Origin of the sequence: Alteribacter aurantiacus DSM 18675 (assembly GCF_000429705.1) — a bacterium.
GTDB classification, from domain to species: Bacteria; Bacillota; Bacilli; order Bacillales; family Salisediminibacteriaceae; genus Alteribacter; species Alteribacter aurantiacus.
In genome coordinates this window covers 33,797-53,054 of sequence record NZ_AUCJ01000013.1, presented here as the reverse complement: position 1 = coordinate 53,054, position 19,258 = coordinate 33,797, and the positions used below count along the sequence as shown (strand labels likewise).

Sequence of the window (19,258 nt, the reverse complement as noted above, 5' to 3'; positions counted from 1 at the left end):
AGCCTCCTGATATGAACGAAACTTTCAAGGCCCCGCTGAAATATTGATTATGATCCTGTTTTTGGGCAACTTTAAGAAGGAAAGCTATTCTGGGCTTCTTGACTTGGTTGTCCTTTATATTCAGTCTGATTTTGTCCCCCTTTAGCTAATCATTCTTCCTCAACCCTTTGAATGGTTGTCAAGTGCTCTCCTTGACTGCCATTCAAAGGGTTGAGACTCTTATAAAGCTAAAGGGTGGAAATATTCTTAGATACCCTACCTCCTTTTGATTAGATGTTGAGAACACGGCACGAAGGCAAAAACTCTACTGCGGTTAGCATTCTGATATTCGTGGGTTTTCACATTTTATCTTTCCGTATGAAGGACATTTCCACTAACTCGGAGCGTGCGTTAACCTTTGACAAGGGTAGCACAGAGGAGGCACGTGGGTTTTCCTTCCCGGTATTACTCTTTGCCTTCGAGCCCTATTCTCAGCCATCTTTTTTTATTGCATATCAACACCAAAATCATTTCTCTACAGTCTTACGACTCTTATCTCAACGAACTCTACTTAAGAGCGTTTTTATCTTCTTGAGTAACAGCCCATATAAACCCAGCCAGTTCTCTAGCTACTGCAGTGATGGCTTTTCCACTTTCTTTCCCTCTAGATAGTAACCTAAAATACTTATTGTGCAGCCTGTTTTGAGCCTTCCATGAAATGCCCTGAATGGCTGGAGAAAGTCCATTTTGTCTCTTCTTCAATTCTCCTTTCACCGCAGGCTTATATCGATAACTCCATGCAGACTCAACTAACAAACGACGAACATGACGATTTCCTGTTTTCGTAATTTCCCCCTGTTGCCTTCTGTCGCCACTAGAGTATTCACTCGGAATTAAACCTACGTAGGACATAAAGTGACCTGCGGTAGGGAATCGCCTAAAGGAACCAACTTCAGCTACTAGGCTTGTCGCAGTAATCAGTGCAATACCTCTTAATGCTTGTAACGATTGAATCATTGGGGCATGGACACCTTCGTTCGCTTGAACTTTCACCTCTTCTTCATATCTAAGGATTCGTTGTTCCAACTCTTTAATTTGATGATAATACTCTTGAAAAACAACTCGTAATGAAGAACGTTCAAATGTTAATTTGTCGAGCCAATCGCGGTATTTCTTCGTCCACTTGTTTACACCTTTAGGTGGCTTAATATCATTACGCAACAAGAATTTAGATAACCGGTGTTTGGCACGTAATTCATCTTCTTTGGCGTCTTCACGTGCTCTCACCAAATCACGAAGAGCCTCATCATCTGAATTCGGGATGTATACCGGAGTCAATTCTCCAGCTCGATATAATTGTGCAAGACGGATCGAGTCCCGCCTATCTGTTTTAATACGCTCACCTGGTTTTTGAGGAATCAAAGACGGCGCAATAACTTCACACTGTATATCTAGAGATTGAAGTAGCCTTTGAAGCGAGTAACCTGTTGGGCCTGCTTCGTAGCACATACGCAACGTGTGGGGATCTCCTATTGACTTAATTAACTTTTTAATTGCTTCAGGTGTATGAGGAATCATGCCATAATATCTCGGCAATTCTCGTCCCTCATCGGCAATTGCGACTGCAATTTTATCTTTTGACACGTCTAAACCTACAAATTTTAAGGTATCCTTCATAATAACTAGCTCCTTCCGTAATGTAGCTCTAATTTGGTTTTTGTTTTATTTAGTCAATAAACATTCTTACCAAATTAACCTACGACTTTACGTGTAAGGGGCTAGTTTCGTTCATGATAACTCGAGAAAGGCGCCCTGCGGGGTCTTCGGCTGAAGAGCTTCCTGCTTCTTCCTCTACAAGCAAATGCTCCGAAGCGTCTGCGTCGAAGCAACTCGAAGTATACTCATGATGTAAACGCTCGTCGCTGGAGTCGCCACCTTCCACTCCATTTTCTACTTTAACAAAAGGTAATCTTTATAAAACAAACTAACAGCTTATTCGAGTCTGTAAAAGTATCAGCTTTTCTTCCTCCTTCATCGTCTTCGAATGGCTTCTGTGTATTGATGAAATAGGTTATTTATCTTAATTGGTGATCCACTTGTTTGAAAGGACTCTTCTGCACTCTCACGTAATTCTTTCATGCATTTCAGCTCACTGACTTCAATCTCTTCGTTTTCATATAACGTACTTCGCGCTTCAAATGTAATCAGGCTTCACATTAGAAATGTAATGAGTTGGCCATACAAGTGGCATTCAAATCACTCTGTAAAGGGAACTTGAACCGATAAGCTCTTATTTATACAAATGATATGAACTTGGACATGTGATCAGGTGTAGCCGGAATGTTCGCAGACTCCTGCGGCCGTGGGAGCCAGGAGAGACCCCGCAAGGGCTTTGCCCGAGGAGGCTCGCCGGCACCGCCGCGGAAAGCGAAGAACATTCCGGCTAAACCTTTCTTCAACTGATTTTCTACACTTAATCCTTAAGTCCACGGCTATGCGGTGTAGTAGGGTAGACAACCTTCTGTGACATAAACATTTGTCATACAAACGTTTTTACTTTTCCTTTATCGAGATCCAAATTTCACTTTTTTCATCTTCGCTGGCCAGTATTTCCGGTCCGTTTGCCAATTCGTAAGATGATGAAGGCAACCATTCAGAATAGATACGCTGCCAGTGGTTTTCGACTTCCTCCCAGTTTCCTTCTACTTCAAATACGCCCCATGTCAAGGCAGGTACTTCTAAAGTGGAATCGTGGTCTGACGGAGTTTGATTTGTAGCTGCCCCGATAAATTGATCAAAGGTTGCCTTTCCTTCCGTGTTTTCTGAATAGTTGGCTGTCACATGAATGACACCACGGGGCTCTCTTGTTGAGTTGAACTGTAATTCTTTCATCTTCTCATCACTTATAGCAGACATCATTTGTTCGTAATCAGGTGTGAGTAGACCGTTAACCATCTCTACTTCGTATTTTACACCTACCACCTTAAATGCTTCTTTTTTTACGATACGGTACTTCATTTCCGTTCCCCCTTGAATGGTTAATTGAAAGGTCATTCTTGGATATGCCTTTACGCTCTGCTCTGTATGACGGGCTGTGGAAGGAGTTACACCATGGTAGTTTTGGAAGGCACGTGTAAATGCATCCGGCGACTGATATCCGTATTTAAGTGCTACATCAATCACCTTTACACTTGAATCCTTTAATTCATATGCTGCTGATGTCAAACGTCTTCTTCGAATGTATTCGGTTAAGGTGATTCCTGACAAAAGCGAGAAAAGACGCTTAAAGTGATATTCAGAACAACATGCAACCTTAGCCACTTCTTTTAAATCGATGTTGTCACTCAGGTTCTCTTCAATATACTGTAGTGCGGCGTTCATACCTTTTAACATATCCATGAACTTGCCTCCCTTCCATTCAAATGATAAGTGCTAAATCCTTATTCTTCCCGACATTTTGTGCTTTGTTCAGTCGGAAAGGATATGGACTTACACTATATTTTTCGCCCTTTACTTAATGAGATAGAAAATGGTTCCCATCGACAACATGCGATGGGAACCATTTTTTATGAAGAATGAGGAGATACCATCGTAAATACAGCCGTATCTTGAAGTTCATCCCCCACGTAAACGTCCACTTCATAGTCACCGGAAGAAATGTCCTGATGACCGGTGTCGAGAAGAGGAATGTTCACGGTGCTTGAACGGAAGAACGTTTCCGATCGTTCAAGAATGAGTTCTCGATCGTCTCCGTTTACTTTATACATTTCGATCTCAAGTCCGTCACGACCAATGGGCTCTTTATTTTCATAATAGAGCATGATGCTTGAGCTAAATAAAGGTAAGGTTGGCTCCCGGTCGAGCTCCCATATGGTATCCGGTGTCCCTTCCTCGTCAAGGTAAACAAACGCACCCTTAGGAAGAGATGGAGAGTAGTCCCAAGCAGTTAAAGACAAAAACGGATAGATGGCGAAAATTATGATCACGATAGGCGCGACAATAGCAGAGATGACGCTCGCCCCCGGTTGTGAGAACAGCGGAACCTGTGCTCGATCCGGCTTTTGATTATGTTTTGCAAGTAGATTTCCTTTGATTTTTTTAGCATAAAAAGCATTGCCGTAAATGCCGGATACCACATGTAAGGTAGCCACGACAATCACATAACCGCTGACCTGGAAAAGCGTTGATTCTATCCCCAAAATATATCCAAGGTAAGGAATAAAGCTATCCACAATGCTATATAGAAGTAAAATAGCAAAGTAGGCGCTTGTCCATCCAAACATGCGTCTATAGGAAAACCAAAATGGAGATAACAAGAAAGCGGACCAGTTCCAACCGGAAAAACGTTCCGGTGCTTTTGACTGTCCCCATTTCTTCATGTAATACGATTGATTTATAGTAACCTCTTGCTCAATTTTGTTTTTTTCAGTGGTCATCATTTGACCAAAGCTTTTCTCACTCATCGTCTTGCCCCTTTCATAATCCACATTATTTTACCACGATTGCACTTGTATTCACATGAGTTGCCTTTGAAAAGATGATAAATCTAATTTTTAAAAATAACTTGCTACTAGCAGGAATGTTGTGTATGATACAAAAAATGGTATATCAGACATTCTGTGATGAAGAGAGTAGCAAGAAAGAAGCCCAAAGCGAGCCGGGGATGGTGAGAGCCCGGTGGAACCAGACTTGTGAACCGCACTTCGGAGAAAATGTATGTCTACATTCGGGAGAACCCCGTTATCAAGTCAAGAGGTTTTATAACAATCAGAGTGGTACCGCGGGCAAAGTCTCGTCTCTATTTACGAATAGAGGCGGGACTTTTTTAGTTTTTTACAGGCACTGAAAAAGCGTACTTGTATTTTTTCAGTAGCTTTTTAAAAAATAAGGAGGTTTTCATTAATGGACTACAACGTTTATACAGAGGCACTTTCTCCTCATTTAGAAGGAGTGTTGACGAAAAAAGAAATCAGATCATCAATTGAGCAACCAAAGCATGAGTCTCACGGAGACTTGGCTTTTCCTTGTTTTCAATTGGCGAAAAAAATGAAGAAATCTCCGGTTGAAATCGCTCAGGAGTTAGCTCAACAAGTAAAGTCGCAGCACATAGATCGAGTAGAAGCGGCAGGTCCATATGTGAATGTCTTTTTCAAGCGAACGATCTTTAGTACGAATGTATTGAATCGTATTTTAACCGAGGAAGAAGGTTATGGCTCGAATAATCTTGGGAAGAAAGAGAATGCGGTATTTGATTTTTCCTCTCCTAACATTGCAAAGCCCTTTTCCATGGGGCACCTTCGCTCTACGATTATTGGTCAAGCACTGGCAAACATCGCTGAAAAAAGCGGATACACCTCCATTCGAATTAATCACTTAGGAGATTGGGGTACGCAATTTGGCAAACTGATGTGTGCGTATACAAGATGGGGATCAGAAGAAGAGGTCAAAGAATCACCGATCCCTACGCTTATGAAGTACTACATTTCTTTTCACGAAAAAGCTGAACATGATCCGTCGTTCATTGATGAGGGGCGAGCGTGGTTTAAGAAGCTCGAACTGGGAGATGAGGAAGCGACGAAGCTTTGGACTTGGTTCCGTGATGAATCGTTGAAAGAGTTTGAGCGTGTGTACCGTTTGTTAGGTGTCACGTTTGATCACGTTCAAGGAGAATCCTTTTACAACGATAAAATGAGTTCTGTAGTAGATGAGTTGACCGAGAAAGGGCTCCTCACAGAGTCTGAGGGGGCTCATGTGGTGGACTTAGGGGCAGATAGTCCCCCGTGCTTGATTAGAAAAACGGATGGTACCACGCTTTATGCGACCCGAGACCTGGCGGCGGCTATGTATAGGAAGACACGCTTTGATTTTTCAAAAAGCGTATACGTCGTGGGGGCAGAACAGCAGCTTCATTTTAACCAAATCAAGACAGTTCTTAGGAAGATGGGACACGACTGGGAACAAGACATGGTTCACGTTCCCTTTGGGTTGATTTTAAAAGACGGGAAAAAGATGAGTACTCGGAAAGGGAAGATCGTATTGCTGGAGGAAGTTCTTCGGGACGCAATCGAGCGTGCGAAAGAAAACATGATGGTTAAAAATCCTGGTTTGATGAACAAAGAGGAAGTGGCGGAAGCTGTAGGTGTAGGTGCAGTTGTGTTTCATGATTTGAAAAATGAGCGAATGAATTCGGTTGAATTTAACCTGGACCACATGCTTACCTTTGAGGGAGAGACTGGGCCGTATGTGCAGTATACGTATGTGAGAACGCAAAGTATCCTTGAAAAAGGGAGTGGAGAGGCGAAGGTAAATACAGGGCTTATGGACGATGGGTCTTGGGAGGTTATTAAAGAGTTGCACTACTTTCCGAGGGCGGTGGAGCGAGCGTGGCGTGACTATGAGCCTTCCGTGATTGCGAAGTATCTGGTGAGTTTGGCTTCTTCTTATAATAAGTACTACGGTAAGGTTAAGATTTTGGAGGAGGGCCAAGAGATGGGTGATCGCCTTGCGTTAACCAAAGCGGTAGGAACGGTCTTGCAAGAAGGAATGCGTCTCCTTGGGATGAAAGCCCCTCGTCGAATGTAGATAAGGCACTGTAAAAATTCGGTCTTTAATTTTTACAGTGCCTTCATATGTAGCAAAGTTGTGAACCGACTTGATTATTTAAATTGACGGGCATACACTAGAGGCATTGGACATACCTATAGGGGGTAAAATGAAGTGAAAAAAGCAGTATGGTTAAGCGCGCTTGCTGGTGTTTTTGTACTCGCTGCCTGTCAAACAGAAGAAGAGCCAGAAGCACCTGCAGCAGAGCCAGAAGAAGCGGAAGAACAAAACGAAGAAGCGGAACAAGTGATAGATTTAGCCAATGACGACTTTTATGTGGAGAATAGCGAGTTGGAAGTCACCCACATACACGGTTTGGGCTATGCAGGAAATGAAGGAATTGTGTACGTTGCCACTCATCACGGTTTAGCCCTTTTTGAGGATGGCACATGGTATGAAACGGGAGAAGAACGCAATGACTACATGGGCTTTAGCCCTGTAGAAGATGGTTTCTACACGAGCGGTCATCCCGGTGAGGCATCGTCTTTTGAAGTGGATCCGATTGGCCTGGTGAAAAGTGAAGATGGTGGGCAAACCCTTGAAGTTTTAGACCTTTTGGGGGAAACGGACTTTCATGTAAAGGGAACCGGTTATTTTTCAAATGCCATCTATGTTTATAACCCGAAGGAAACCGATAGGCTTGAGGAAACAGGACTTTACTATACGTTGGACGATGCAGAATCGTGGGAAAAAAGTGAGGGGGACGGATTGCCGGAAGCGTCTTATGATGCAGGAGGGTATCCGAACTTCGTGATCGCTGTACATCCGACGGAAGAAAGCAGAGTGTCTGTGGGAACAACGGAAGGGCTGTTTGTATCAGAGGACTACGGTCAAACCTTTGAAGAAACGGAGCTGAAGACGCCTGTTCTTGCAGGAGCGTATGTTGAAGAGGACTTTTATGCAGGGATTTGGGCCGGTGAAATACAGCTAATAAGGTTCGATGGGGAAGAAACGGTTGTATTGGATGTGCCTGATCTCCACGAACAAGATTTTATTCAATACGTTGCTGTGAATCCTGAGGATACAGAAGAGATTGTCTACACAACCTTCTTTGGGAATGGCTTTATCACTCATGATGGGGGAGACAATTGGACACATATTCTTGATGAAGGCAACGTGGTTTCAGAAGAATAGGCTACAAAAAGGACGGGAGCGTTTCCTAACGGGTACCGTTAAATGACCTTCAAATTGTATGGAAATTTGAAGGTCATTTTTGTTGATATAATGGGATTTGGATCATTTTTTTGGGGGGATTTGTATTGCCATTTGTCTAGTAAAATGCGGGGATACAATAGCCAGTGTACCGCAGCAAAAGACACTTACAAATTGATATACAGAAAATATCGGGTAAGCACTGTTATAAATGGATGATCATTTCACTGGGTTTAAAAAATAAAGGGAGAAATTCCGGCTAAATTTAGAAATACCCATATTTCCTTAATAATAAGGGGAGTTTTTCCGCTTATATTATCCGAATCTTTAGATTTTGTCTTGTTTAGAGCTGTTAACCGGAATATCTCCGCTTATCTTCGGCTTCTTAACCTCCTTTACCTACATTAGGCGGAAATTCTCCGCCTATGAATTCTCATACCTTTTGCATTTCCCTTTGCAAATTGACGTTTTGTGATAGGGAACGGAACCCGTTAGGCGTTTCCCTGTCCTTTTTTTGCCACCTGTGAATTTGTGAATGAATGAACACAGGGTCAGACCCCGAAACTGGAGTTTCTTCTCTTGAATTAAATACCCCCATGAGGTATATTGGGCGTAGAGAGTCATCAATCAAATTTTTTACAGGAGGTACTTTCATATGGCAAAAGTACGCTTTGGAATAGAAGGGATGCACTGTGCCTCGTGTGTGAATCGCGTGGAGAAGAAAATCTCCAAAGTCGATGGGGTGGAGTCCGTTAACGTCAATTTAGCGACTCACCAAGCGCAAGTCACAGGTGACATCACTGACCAACAGGTCAATGATATTATTGCATCAGTTGAGAAAATCGGCTTTGGTGCGAAACCGATAACCGACGAAAAAGAGGAAGACTTGTCCAAAAAACAAGAGGTGGAGTCGAAGAAATTATTACGAGACTTTTCAATCGCAGCTGTTGTTACGATCATCGTTTTAATTGGAAGTATTCCTCACATGATGCATACGTGGGGGACGTGGGTACCTGGATGGTTGTCCAATCCTTTTTTCCTTCTCGTTCTAACGACGTATGTTCAGCTCGTGCCGGGCTGGCGATTTTACAAGAACAGTTATAAGGTACTCAAAAGCAAGTCCGCTGATATGAATGTACTTGTAGCGATGGGAACCACATCGGCGTGGGCGTATTCCGCTGCCATGACCCTTTTTCCGGGACCCCTTACAAGTGCGGGATTTCCGTATCAGCTCTATTACGATGTGACGACAGTCATTACAACGCTGATCTTACTTGGGCGCTATTTTGAAGCGAAAGCAAAAGGGCAAACGTCTACGGCAATCAAAAAGCTCATGAATTTGCAGGCAAAAACGGCTCGCGTTGTGAGAGACGGAAAAGAGCTGGACCTTCCAGTGGAAGACGTCCGTGTCGGTGATCATATTGTGGTACGTCCTGGAGAGCGGATACCCGTAGATGGTACGGTAATCAAGGGGTCTTCCTCCGTTGATGAATCCATGCTTACAGGCGAATCGGTTCCTGTTATGAAAAAAGAGGCTGATTCGGTGATTGGGGCAACGATCAATAAAACGGGCTCATTTACGATGGAAGCATCAAAAGTAGGGAAAGACACGACGCTTGCAGGGATTATTCGAATGGTAAACGACGCACAAGGATCAAAGGCGCCAATCCAGCGCATGGTCGACGTGATATCCGCTTATTTTGTTCCTACAGTAGTCGCGTTAGCATCTCTTAGCTTTCTTGTGTGGCTTATCTTTGGACCAGATCCGTCCTTTATCTTTGCCTTAACGACGTTCATTGCCATTTTGATCATTGCTTGTCCGTGTGCACTTGGGCTTGCAACACCGACTGCGATTATGGTCGGTACGGAAAAAGGAGCAGAGAACGGCGTATTGATCAAAGATGCGTCAAGTCTTGAGCAGGCTCATAAAGTGGACACGGTCATTCTCGATAAAACGGGGACGATTACGAAAGGTCGACCTGCTGTCACAGACGTTTTAACTGCGTCTGGATGGACAGAGGAGCGTCTTCTAACGACGGTCGCCTCTGTGGAAACGGCGTCAGAGCATCCTCTTGGAGAGGCGATTGTTCGTCAGGCTAAAGAGCAGCAACTTTCTTTAACCGAGCCAGAATCGTTTCAATCGATCACAGGATTTGGTCTTGAAGCGCAATTGGAAGGAAAGCGTGTCGTGGTTGGGAATGAGCGTTTGATGGAACGAGAAGGTATAGAGGTTCGGAGTTTTTTGGATCAGGCACACTCACTTGCAGAGCAAGGAAAGACGCCAATGTTTATCGCTTCAGAAGGGACGTTTGCTGGCATCATTGCTGTTGCGGACCCGTTAAAGGACGATGCCAAAGAGGCGGTTCGTCAATTACAAGGGATGGGGATCGAAGTCGTCATGCTGACAGGAGATAATCAGCGTACAGCTGCGGCGATTGCCAAAGAAGTTGGCATTGCTCGGTTTGAAGCAGAGGTCTTGCCAGGAGATAAGGCGGCTTACGTGAAGACATTGCAAGAAGAAGGTAAGCAAGTAGCGATGGTTGGTGACGGAATCAATGACGCGCCGGCCCTAGCTCAAGCGAACATCAGTATTGCGATCGGGACCGGAACGGACGTGGCCATGGAGACGGCCAACATTACGCTCATGCGCGGAGACGTGATAAGCATTGTGACTGCTTTGCGTTTATCAAAATCAACCATGCGGATGATTTGGCAGAACCTTGGCTGGGCGTTCGGTTATAACATTATATTGATTCCGGTAGCAGCTGGCCTATTATATCCGTTCTTCGGACTGTTACTCAACCCAATGCTCGCAGGAGCTGCCATGGCTTTCAGTTCCGTTTCAGTCGTATTAAATACGTTAAGGTTAAAGAAGTTTAAAACGGTCTCGCCTGTCACAACGTAAGTCATTGAGTAGCTCTATTACGGTTAGAAATGTTTAACATCGTTCATTTTGGAAAAAGACACATAAGGGGGTATCCTAAAATGGGAACAGATTCTTGTGTTAAATCCTCTCAAGAGTGGGTCGATACGAACCGGACATGTAAAATGAATAAGGCATTCGCCGTTACAATTCCAAAAAAACTACGAGAGAAACTTGGATTAAGTCCAATGGATACCATCATTCTCGTGGTCGATAATAAAAGCATCCTACTATCAACGAAAAGCATAGATGAAACACTAGATATTCAAAGTCACATCAACGAAAACGGTTCATTTTATATGCCAAAAGAAATACGAGATCAGCTCACCCTTACCTCCGGCGAACCGCTTCGCATCTTGGTGGGGTCTGACCCCGCACAATTTTGTGAACTCCTACTCGAAAAGGTTTAGGTTGATGGGTTACGGGGTATGAGAGTGATTTTGGTGATGAGATTCAACTGGTGGTTGATGTCCACCTGGTTCCACATAAACAGGCGCTGTGATCATCACCATAAATGAAAACCCTAAATAAACAAGAGAGAAGACAAGCCACGTGTAGTTATATGCGTGGCTTGTTTTGTTTTGTGACAACGCATGTTCCCTTATGGTTCTCTGGGCAGTCCAAAGGATAGCCGTTACAGAAACCATCAGCAAAAGAACAACCGTCGTTGAAACGAATGACAGTGGCAACATCTCCGCTGTCATGGCCCCCATCATCCCCGCCATCGCCCCTGAAAACAGTCCTTCAATGACGGGAAGACCTTTGAATGGGAATCCCAAGATCATACCCAAGATAGCAGCGACAACAACGGATGCCACCAGAGAGTGGGTAAATGTCCCGTGAAAAAGGCCTCCAAAGTAAAAGCCTGTAGCAACCCCCACTAACATGGCGATGGCCATGACGTTCATCATTTGCTCCATCAAAGAAAGAGCATCCCCGTACTTCCAGTGACTATATACAAACAGTCCAAGTGGAACAAGTAAAAACAGCAAAATCATCTCACGAATACCCCCTACCGGTTTGATCGTATACTGACCTTTATTCACTGAAACAGAGAAATAGTACAGGCGGTATTTTGCTCACCTGTTCACGTGGTGCCTGACCCTGTGTTCAGCTGTGCACACAGGGTCAGGCACCATCAAAACTCATTCAAACATTCGTTTGATTATTTGCTTGATTTAAAGTATATTCAAATAAAGGTTTGAATATACTGGCTATAGGGGTGAGGGAGAATGAAGCAAACAGACATATGTGAAGCTTATACGTTTGATCAAGAGAAGGTTGAATCGTTAACAAAACAAATCAATGAGCATGACATGAAAAAGACGAGCCGAATCTTTAAGGTGTTGGCAGACGAAAAACGATTTACCGCTTGTTACGCATTAACATTAACAGAGGAATTGTGTGTGTGTGACGTAGCAAATCTGCTAGATGCCTCCACTGCGACCGCGTCCCATCATCTTCGTACGTTGCACAAACAAGGACTTGTGAAATACCGAAAAGAAGGAAAGCTCGTTTTTTACAGCTTGGACGATGACCACGTGAAGGACGTGATTACACTCGCCATGATTCATGAGCGGGAAGGAAAAAGTGATGACTAAACGAGAAGAGTACGTCGTTCGTGGGTTTACGTGTGCGAATTGTGCAACGCAGTTCGAGCGAAACGTTCAGAGCATAAAAGGAGTGACCAGTGCAAAAGTCAATTTTGCAGCAAGTAAAATTGTGGTGGAAGGTGAAGCCTCGGTTCAAGAGATAGAAGAGGCCGGCTCTTTTGAGGATTTACGGATCAAGAAAGCAGAGTATGGCTTGGAAGAAGAAACGACGCCATTTTGGAAAAAAGGAAAAAACGTCCGAGTCAGCGTTGCTTCTCTTCTCACGATTGCAGGTTGGGTTTTCTTGTTTCAGCTGGGCGAATACCATCCATTTACTTTGGCCCTATTTATTTCTGCAATCGTAATCGGCGGCTACCGCTTGTTTTGGCAAGGGCTCAAAAACCTTGTGAAACTCGAGTTTACGATGCGTACATTGATGACAGTTGCCATTATCGGGGCTGCCTTCATTGGGGAGTGGGGGGAAGCGGCTGTGGTGGTCGTATTGTTTGCCATCAGTGAAGCGCTAGAGAGTTACTCGATGGACAAAGCGAGGAAATCCCTGCGAAATCTCATCGATCTGGCACCCCGTTACACCACGATGATCCAAGGAGATCAAAGGGTGACTATTCCAGTAAAAGACGTTCAGTTGTCTGACGTTTTGATCGTCAAGCCTGGAGAGAAAATACCCGTGGACGGAACGGTGATTGAAGGCGCGTCCACTGTGAATGAGGCCCCGATCACCGGCGAAAGTATGCCTGCTTATAAAAAAACAGGAGACAACGTTTTTGCCGGAACATTAAATGAAGATGGACTTTTAAAGATGAAAGTAACAAAAAGACCAGAGGAGACAGCATTAGCAAAGATCATTCATCTAGTGGAAGAAGCACAGCAAGAAAAAGCACCGGCACAGCAGTTTATTGACCGCTTTGCAAAGGTGTATACCCCCGCGATTATGGTACTCGCTTTATTGGTAGCCACGATCCCGCCGATTGTGTTTCAAGGGGAATGGAGCCAATGGATCTACCTTGGCCTGGCCACACTCGTTGTTGGTTGTCCGTGCGCACTCATTATTTCAACACCAGTAGCCATTGTGACCGCCATTGGTCATAGTGCTAATCAAGGGATTCTCATAAAAGGTGGCCTTCACTTAGAGCAAGCGGGTAATATGACGGCGATCGCGTTTGATAAAACAGGGACGTTAACGAAAGGGGCGCCTGTGGTGACGGAGGTCGTGTCGTTTGTAGAGGAAAGTGAGATGCTCGTTGTTGCACAGGCTTTAGAGCAATATTCCACACACCCCATTGGAAAAGCGGTTGTACGTTACACGAAGGAACGAGATTTCTCTAAGTCTGATATAGACGTTGAACAATTGGAAAACCTTCCAGGACGGGGGATCCGTGGTGTCGTCAAAGGGGTGGAATCCTTCGCTTCAAGCCCCGAGTATGTAATGGAAACCTATCCAGGACTTTACGATGAGCAGGTTAAAAAACAAGGGGAACGGTTACTCGAAGCCGGAAACACCCTTATTGTAGTCGGTACCGATAACAAAATTCTCGGATTTCTAGCTTTGCAAGATGAGGTAAAGGACAGGGCAAAACAAGCGGTTCAAGAACTAAAATCTCTCGGATTGAAAAAAATCGTCATGCTTACAGGAGACCATCTTCAAACCGCAAAGGCAACCGGAAACCAAGCTGGAATAACCGACGTGCGGGCAAGACTCTTGCCTGAAGAGAAGCTTACGATTGTGAAGCAACTTCAAAAAGAGGGATTCAGAGTAGGGATGGTTGGAGATGGTGTAAACGATGCTCCGGCACTGGCTGCGGCTAACATTTCGATCGCAATGGGGAAGGGCGGGACAGACGCCGCTTTGGAAACGGCGGACATTTCTCTTATGGGGGATGACCTTTCAAAAGTAGGCTATATGATTAGCCTCAGTAGAAAAACGATGAGAATCATAAAACAAAACATCATCTTCTCATTCGTGTTGAAAATGGCGGCCCTTATGCTTATCCCCTTTGGCTTACTTACCTTATGGATTGCCATCTTCGCAGACATCGGCGCCACGCTTCTAGTAACGTTAAATAGTTTAAGGTTATTAAAGAACAGATAACAAAAGGCACTGTGTTCAACTTCTCACATGGTGTCAGGCACCACGTGCGTTTCTTCACACAGCGCCTGGCACCAATCTCCCCGTTTACTTCTCCAGCTTGAGCGTGCTCGTTTTTTTGTCAGCAATCAAATATTGTGATCGACCGAGGTAGAGAGGGAGATTTACTTTTTCAAAGTCAGGTAGTCTGTCGGCTCCAAATTTCGAATCGTCTCGGTGAAAACACGTCATTTCCCCAACAAACCAGTCATGATCTCCGTAGCGGTTTACGTCCATAATCTTGCATTCATAGGCCACATACGCTTCTTTTAAAATAGGGGCTTCAATCGTTTCCCCGGGTTTCCATTCAATGCCCAATGCCTCAAACTTATCGCCGTCTCTTCCTGACTTCTTGCCCGCTCCATCGATGTACCTGGCGTACTCCGCAGGCACAAAGTTAATAGCGAAACTGCCAGAAGCCTTCATGAGGTGATGGGTAAACCGTTCTTCTGCCACTGCCACACCATATATCGGTGGATCGAACGAAATATACGAATGCCAGCCGGCAGCCATTATATTTTGAGTGTCTTCATATTTAGCTGTTACTAAGGCGACGAGACCTGGGTAACTGTGCATGATTGTTTGATCTGTACTTTTAAGCATGAATGATCTCCCTTTCTGTGTTTCGTGAATGTTCTGACTCTATTATAGCGAAATAGCTACAAAAAAACCGCACTCAGGTGAGTGCGGCACTTTTGGCTTCCTTTAATATTCGCTGTATTCAGCCGATGAAGGTGCTTGGAATGGTTCACTTACATCCATGTGACCGAGAAATTCATTAGGCACGTTACCATCAATAAGCAACTGAGTGCGGTCATATCCAAACTGAGTCATTAAGAGTGATAGTTGTTCAGTGAACATCAATTCTCCTGAAGAACCAAGGTTTGTTTCCTTGATGTTTGAAGAGAATGAGACATGGGCAACACCATCAGAAAACTCAACACTTTGAACCGATACGTTACTTGGTAAAAGGCCCATCAACCCGTCTTTCTCAGGCCCATTAATCCACGTTTGAACAACTTCCTTTGCTCCTGCCTCGTCCATCGTTACGGAGTCGCTTGTGGACACGCGGTACGTATCCATTAATTGATCGTCACTGTAGTAGTAAGTTACGCCGTTCAAGACTGCAACCTCCTCTTCTTCAGCCGCTTCTTCCTCAGTAGCTTCGTCTTCAGTAGAAGCGTCCTCTTCTGTGGCTTCTTCCTCTTCTTCGGTAGCCTCATCTTCCGTAGCGTCGTCTTCTTCAGTCGCTTCTTCAACCTCTGTGTCTTCTGCTTCATCGTCGGCACTTTCTTCTTCGTCGCCGTCCTCTACGTCATCTTCTACCACTTCTTCTGCAGAGTCTCCATCTGTTCCAGATACATCCTCGTCGGTTTCCCCCTGACCGCATGCAGCCAAGACTAATGTTGCACTTAACGTCACAAACAACCATTTTGCTCTCTTCATAATGACCCCTTCTTTCATCTTTTTGGTTATTGAGTTAGTCGTTTCCTTTTCAAATCCGTTACAAGATTATCACATCTTCTTTCATATTTTCTGAAAAAAATGCGAAAACATGTCGAAAGTCACGGGAGGCACGCACCTTCTCCTGTGACTATTTGATATGGAAAAATAATATCGTTTACATTCCCTACATAAGAAATCGGTTTGTAAATTGAAAGCGTAGAACGTGAACAGGTCGAAAAGAAATACACAAAACGACTACACAACCTACATATTCGGTCAATATATGACTGCTAGTATAGGGGAGGAATTGCGATAGTGAGGAGGATACAGTATGAAACAAATTGATTTAGTTCACCTGTCTAAAAGCTATGATCATCAGTCGTTCGCTGTAGATGACGTGAACGTAAGAATAGAAGATGGTGAATTCTTTATTTTGGTCGGTCCTTCGGGGTGCGGGAAGAGTACATTACTTCGAAGCAGAGAATATCATTTTTGGATTAAAGGTAAAAAAGATGAGTAAACGGCTTTGATCATATGGCACTGGAGAAGATAAAGAGAGTTGCACCTGAGGTGGAGCGAGCGGCCCTCGTGCACGGAACGCTTTTGGATACGGTTGATTATATAAAGCGACATGGGTTCGACAGTTTTCATTACTATTTCCCAATGTTTACGACAGAAGAAATAGAAGAGATGGAGTCTAAAGGAATTCCTGTTCGTCCTTATACGGTAAACGATCCGAAGTGGCTTGCATACTTTTTGAGCTTGCCTGTAGCCGGAGTGATCACTGATGATCCCGAGCTTGCGATTCGCATACGAGAGGGACAGTGAGAAAATAACAGAAAAGAGTGCCTCAAACGTTCATGGGAGGTTGATCCATTACGACTTGGATCAACCTCTTTTTTTATGGTTATTAAAAGGCTAGCCTGTCCTCTTAAAATATCGTTTGGTATAATAACGAGTATCGTATTTTTTAATGTAGGAAGGCGGAAAAGGGTATGCGTAAAAAGAATATTCAATTATTTATTTTGTTGACCATTATTGGATTTATAGCCGGCTCGTTATATTGGGTTTGGGTATTTTCAAAATAAAACAATTAAATGTGAAAAAACATGTAACATCTACTCATTTATATCGACAAATTATAATGACAGGGAGGGGAAACTGTGCGGGAGGAGTTCGAACGCTTGTATGAAACCTATCATCACGCGTTATTCCAGTACCTGTTTTACATGGTTCGAAGCCGTGAAACGGCGGAAGAACTGGTTCAAGAAGTGTATATAAAAGTCCTTCATTCTTACAAAGGGTTTGAAGGAAAGAGCTCTGAAAAGACGTGGCTCTATTCCATTGCGAAGCATGTGGCAATTGATTGGATGCGAAGTCAAAACAGAAAGAAGCGAAAGTGGATCGGTAAGCAGTATGAGCTTTCAGAGAGAGCCTTCGAAATCCACGATCCTTCACCACTTCCTGACGAGATTGTAGAACAAAATGAAGACGTCAAGCACGTATATGAAATGATGGAGCACTGTACGGACGATCAAAAACAAGTGCTCATTCTAAGATATATTCAATCCATGTCCATACAAGAAGCGGCAGCTGTTCTTGGCTGGACGGAAAGTAAAGTAAAAACCACACAACACCGAGCAATTAAAGCGTTAAAGAAGCATTTAGGAGAGAAGGAGGCCAGAACATGACAAAAAAGTCTCGCTGGGATGAACAAGACATTGAAAATACGTTAAAAGATCTTCCCCCCATAAAAGACCGCCAATCAAAAGATGACTTGTTCGCCAAAATTGAAAAGCGCGCAGCTGAACAACCTGCACCGCAAAGGGCTGCTATCCGTCAGAAAAAACCATGGCTCTACCCAGTCATGGCAAGTGCGGCTGCGATTTTTCTCCTTGTTCTCATTGTGCCATCTTTTTTATCCAATCAAAATGAGCAGTCTTTGATCTTGAATTCCTCTGATCAGGGCGATTCATCCTCAGATAATGAAACGGCTATGTACGTAGAAGAAGATGAGGAAGTATCAGACGATATGGAAACGGAACCTGAAAGTCACGAAGCCCCGGCTACAGATGACAGCGCAGGTGAAGAGGCAGATTATGAAGAAAATGTCACAAGAGAATCAGACTCTATTGAGCGTGATGAGGAAAATGAAGTCAATTCGGCAGACCTCCAAGAAAACGATGATACTGAAACTGAACAGGAAGAACAAGAACAAGAGCAAGAGACGCGAATGGTCACGCTCCCAGTTCCTTACGTGTATAGTACGGAAACGGATTTCGTTGTTGCTATCAAGAACGAAACAGTTGAAACAACTGAGCCCCTAGAAGAGCTCCTGGCACAACTCTTAACAGAAGAGGGAGAAACGGAAAAACTGACACTTCCGGGTCTTAATGAAATTACGTTTATCAATGATGAAACGGTACAACTGGATTTCACTGAAGAAGATGAAGAGCGTTATGCGAGTCTTTCTAGCTCCGAAACGAATAATTATCGTGAAGGTATAATGGAAGTATTTACTTCTTTAGGGTATGAACAAGTCGTTCTAACGACAGAAGGTGAAGACGGATTTTTATTCGGAGCCGAGGGAGTTGTAGAATCTTGGGATCTACGTAACGGTGAAGGTCCATTAGGATATGTACTGTACACAACAGAAACCGGCGAAACGGTCCTTGTTCACAGTTCTCAAGTGCTCTCGGAAGACGAATCCTTGGGGACATTCGAAGAAACAGTAGAGTGGATGAAAGAGATGGAAGGTAATGCTAACCTTCATTCCCCACTTCCGGAGTATTCCGAAGAAGGAGAGCTGATCTCAGAGGTTAAGGAAGAGAATGGTGGTCTTATCATTACCTTTGATGAAGCGTACTCCTTTGAAGAAGGGTCTAAAGAACAAGGAATGATGCTAAAAGCACTTCTTTATACCGCGGGAGAATACGGCTATGATTATGTCGTTTTTGAAGGTGAAGGTGCAACCGAAGTGGACGGAATTACGCTTGGAGAACAAGTGAGTCCAGAAGATCGCAAGCCTAATGAGCAATAACATGAACAAGCTGGGTCTAAACCAGGTAATATAGAAAGAGTGGTACTCTAATGATTAGTGAGTATCACTCTTTTTTTATTGCGCTACTTTTTTTGTGAATGCTCGCCGGAACCGCGCGGATAGGGGACTGCTGGCGTTCAGCGGGGCGTTGGAAATTGACGTAAGGGAAACTCATTTTTATTGTAATAAGGTAAGATCAGTACTTAAGGAGAAATTCGTTTCTTACTATGAAACCAATCCATTTTTAATCCGTAGGAAATACATGAACATTTCCCTTCATGTATGTTCGTGGCGAATCATAGGAAAAAATACGAAGGACACCGTTATGTTACGAGAAACGACGGCGGGAATGAAGAGAAGTCGAAGGGTGTTTCCCG

General features: G+C 43.9%; 15 protein-coding genes, 1 pseudogene and 1 other annotated feature. Of the genes and pseudogenes, 10 read left to right on the top strand and 6 right to left on the bottom strand.

Annotation, left to right across the window (positions count from 1 at the left end; translation table 11 throughout):
* Positions 1–546 precede the first annotated feature (546 nt).
* The 3 genes from G476_RS0102895 to G476_RS0102885 all read right to left on the bottom strand — a co-directional run bounded on the left by G476_RS0102895 (position 547) and on the right by G476_RS0102885 (position 4,442).
* Positions 547–1,656, bottom strand: coding sequence for an IS110 family RNA-guided transposase (locus G476_RS0102895; RefSeq protein WP_026688301.1), 1,110 nt, complete (start codon positions 1,654–1,656; stop codon positions 547–549).
* Between the two features lie 876 nt (positions 1,657–2,532).
* Positions 2,533–3,378: an AraC family transcriptional regulator gene (locus tag G476_RS0102890; RefSeq protein ID WP_026688762.1), complete on the bottom strand. Its 846-nt coding sequence runs from the start codon at positions 3,376–3,378 to the stop codon at positions 2,533–2,535.
* 167 nt (positions 3,379–3,545) lie between these two features.
* Complete coding sequence (locus G476_RS0102885; protein WP_026688761.1) at positions 3,546–4,442, bottom strand: DUF2628 domain-containing protein; 897 nt, start codon at positions 4,440–4,442, stop codon at positions 3,546–3,548.
* Between the two features lie 147 nt (positions 4,443–4,589).
* Positions 4,590–4,782 (top strand) — a binding site (T-box leader).
* A 99-nt stretch (positions 4,783–4,881) separates the two neighbouring features.
* Here G476_RS0102885 and argS point away from each other — a divergent pair.
* The 4 genes from argS to G476_RS0102860 all read left to right on the top strand — a co-directional run bounded on the left by argS (position 4,882) and on the right by G476_RS0102860 (position 11,067).
* The gene (gene argS, locus G476_RS0102875) at positions 4,882–6,561 is read left to right on the top strand and encodes an arginine--tRNA ligase (protein ID WP_026688759.1); all 1,680 of its coding nucleotides are present in this window, start codon (positions 4,882–4,884) and stop codon (positions 6,559–6,561) included.
* A gap of 135 nt (positions 6,562–6,696) precedes the next feature.
* Positions 6,697–7,716 (top strand): F510_1955 family glycosylhydrolase, encoded by a 1,020-nt coding sequence (locus tag G476_RS21140; RefSeq protein WP_051314629.1) that lies wholly within the window; start codon positions 6,697–6,699, stop codon positions 7,714–7,716.
* A 673-nt stretch (positions 7,717–8,389) separates the two neighbouring features.
* Positions 8,390–10,639 carry a heavy metal translocating P-type ATPase gene (locus G476_RS0102865; RefSeq protein ID WP_026688758.1) on the top strand — a complete coding sequence of 750 codons (2,250 nt, stop codon included), beginning with the start codon at positions 8,390–8,392 and terminating at the stop codon, positions 10,637–10,639.
* An 80-nt stretch (positions 10,640–10,719) separates the two neighbouring features.
* A complete protein-coding gene (locus G476_RS0102860) occupies positions 10,720–11,067 on the top strand; it encodes an AbrB/MazE/SpoVT family DNA-binding domain-containing protein (RefSeq protein WP_026688757.1) in 348 nt (115 codons plus the stop codon).
* Between the two features lie 9 nt (positions 11,068–11,076).
* Here G476_RS0102860 and G476_RS0102855 read toward each other — a convergent pair whose 3' ends face one another.
* Complete coding sequence (locus tag G476_RS0102855) at positions 11,077–11,655, bottom strand: hypothetical protein (RefSeq protein ID WP_026688756.1); 579 nt, start codon at positions 11,653–11,655, stop codon at positions 11,077–11,079.
* Between the two features lie 234 nt (positions 11,656–11,889).
* On the opposite strand from G476_RS0102855, the gene G476_RS0102850 reads away from it, so the two are divergent.
* Entirely contained in the window at positions 11,890–12,258 is a 369-nt protein-coding gene (locus G476_RS0102850; protein ID WP_026688755.1) for an ArsR/SmtB family transcription factor, read from the top strand.
* Positions 12,230–14,359, top strand: coding sequence for a heavy metal translocating P-type ATPase (locus tag G476_RS0102845; RefSeq protein WP_026688754.1), 2,130 nt, complete (start codon positions 12,230–12,232; stop codon positions 14,357–14,359). The genes G476_RS0102850 and G476_RS0102845 overlap by 29 nt, the downstream gene beginning before the upstream one ends.
* Before the next feature lie 84 nt (positions 14,360–14,443).
* Here G476_RS0102845 and G476_RS0102840 read toward each other — a convergent pair whose 3' ends face one another.
* Together G476_RS0102840 and G476_RS21135 are read right to left on the bottom strand one after the other, a co-directional pair.
* Positions 14,444–14,998: a flavin reductase family protein gene (locus G476_RS0102840; protein ID WP_026688753.1), complete on the bottom strand. Its 555-nt coding sequence runs from the start codon at positions 14,996–14,998 to the stop codon at positions 14,444–14,446.
* 102 nt (positions 14,999–15,100) lie between these two features.
* A complete protein-coding gene (locus G476_RS21135; RefSeq protein ID WP_051314628.1) occupies positions 15,101–15,841 on the bottom strand; it encodes a GerMN domain-containing protein in 741 nt (246 codons plus the stop codon).
* Positions 15,842–16,172: 331 nt separating this feature from the next.
* Here G476_RS21135 and G476_RS0102830 point away from each other — a divergent pair.
* The 4 genes and pseudogenes from G476_RS0102830 to G476_RS0102815 form a co-directional block, all read left to right on the top strand.
* Positions 16,173–16,316 (top strand): annotated as a pseudogene (locus tag G476_RS0102830) (ATP-binding cassette domain-containing protein); the annotation flags it as partial.
* A gap of 59 nt (positions 16,317–16,375) precedes the next feature.
* Entirely contained in the window at positions 16,376–16,669 is a 294-nt protein-coding gene (locus G476_RS0102825) for a glycerophosphodiester phosphodiesterase family protein (protein WP_156906506.1), read from the top strand.
* Positions 16,670–17,004: 335 nt separating this feature from the next.
* On the top strand, positions 17,005–17,532 hold the full coding sequence (gene sigX, locus G476_RS0102820) for an RNA polymerase sigma factor SigX (RefSeq protein WP_026688750.1): 528 nt from the start codon (positions 17,005–17,007) through the stop codon (positions 17,530–17,532).
* A complete protein-coding gene (locus G476_RS0102815) occupies positions 17,529–18,881 on the top strand; it encodes a GerMN domain-containing protein (protein WP_026688749.1) in 1,353 nt (450 codons plus the stop codon). Before sigX ends, G476_RS0102815 begins: the two co-directional genes overlap by 4 nt.
* The last annotated feature ends 377 nt before the right edge of the window (positions 18,882–19,258 follow it).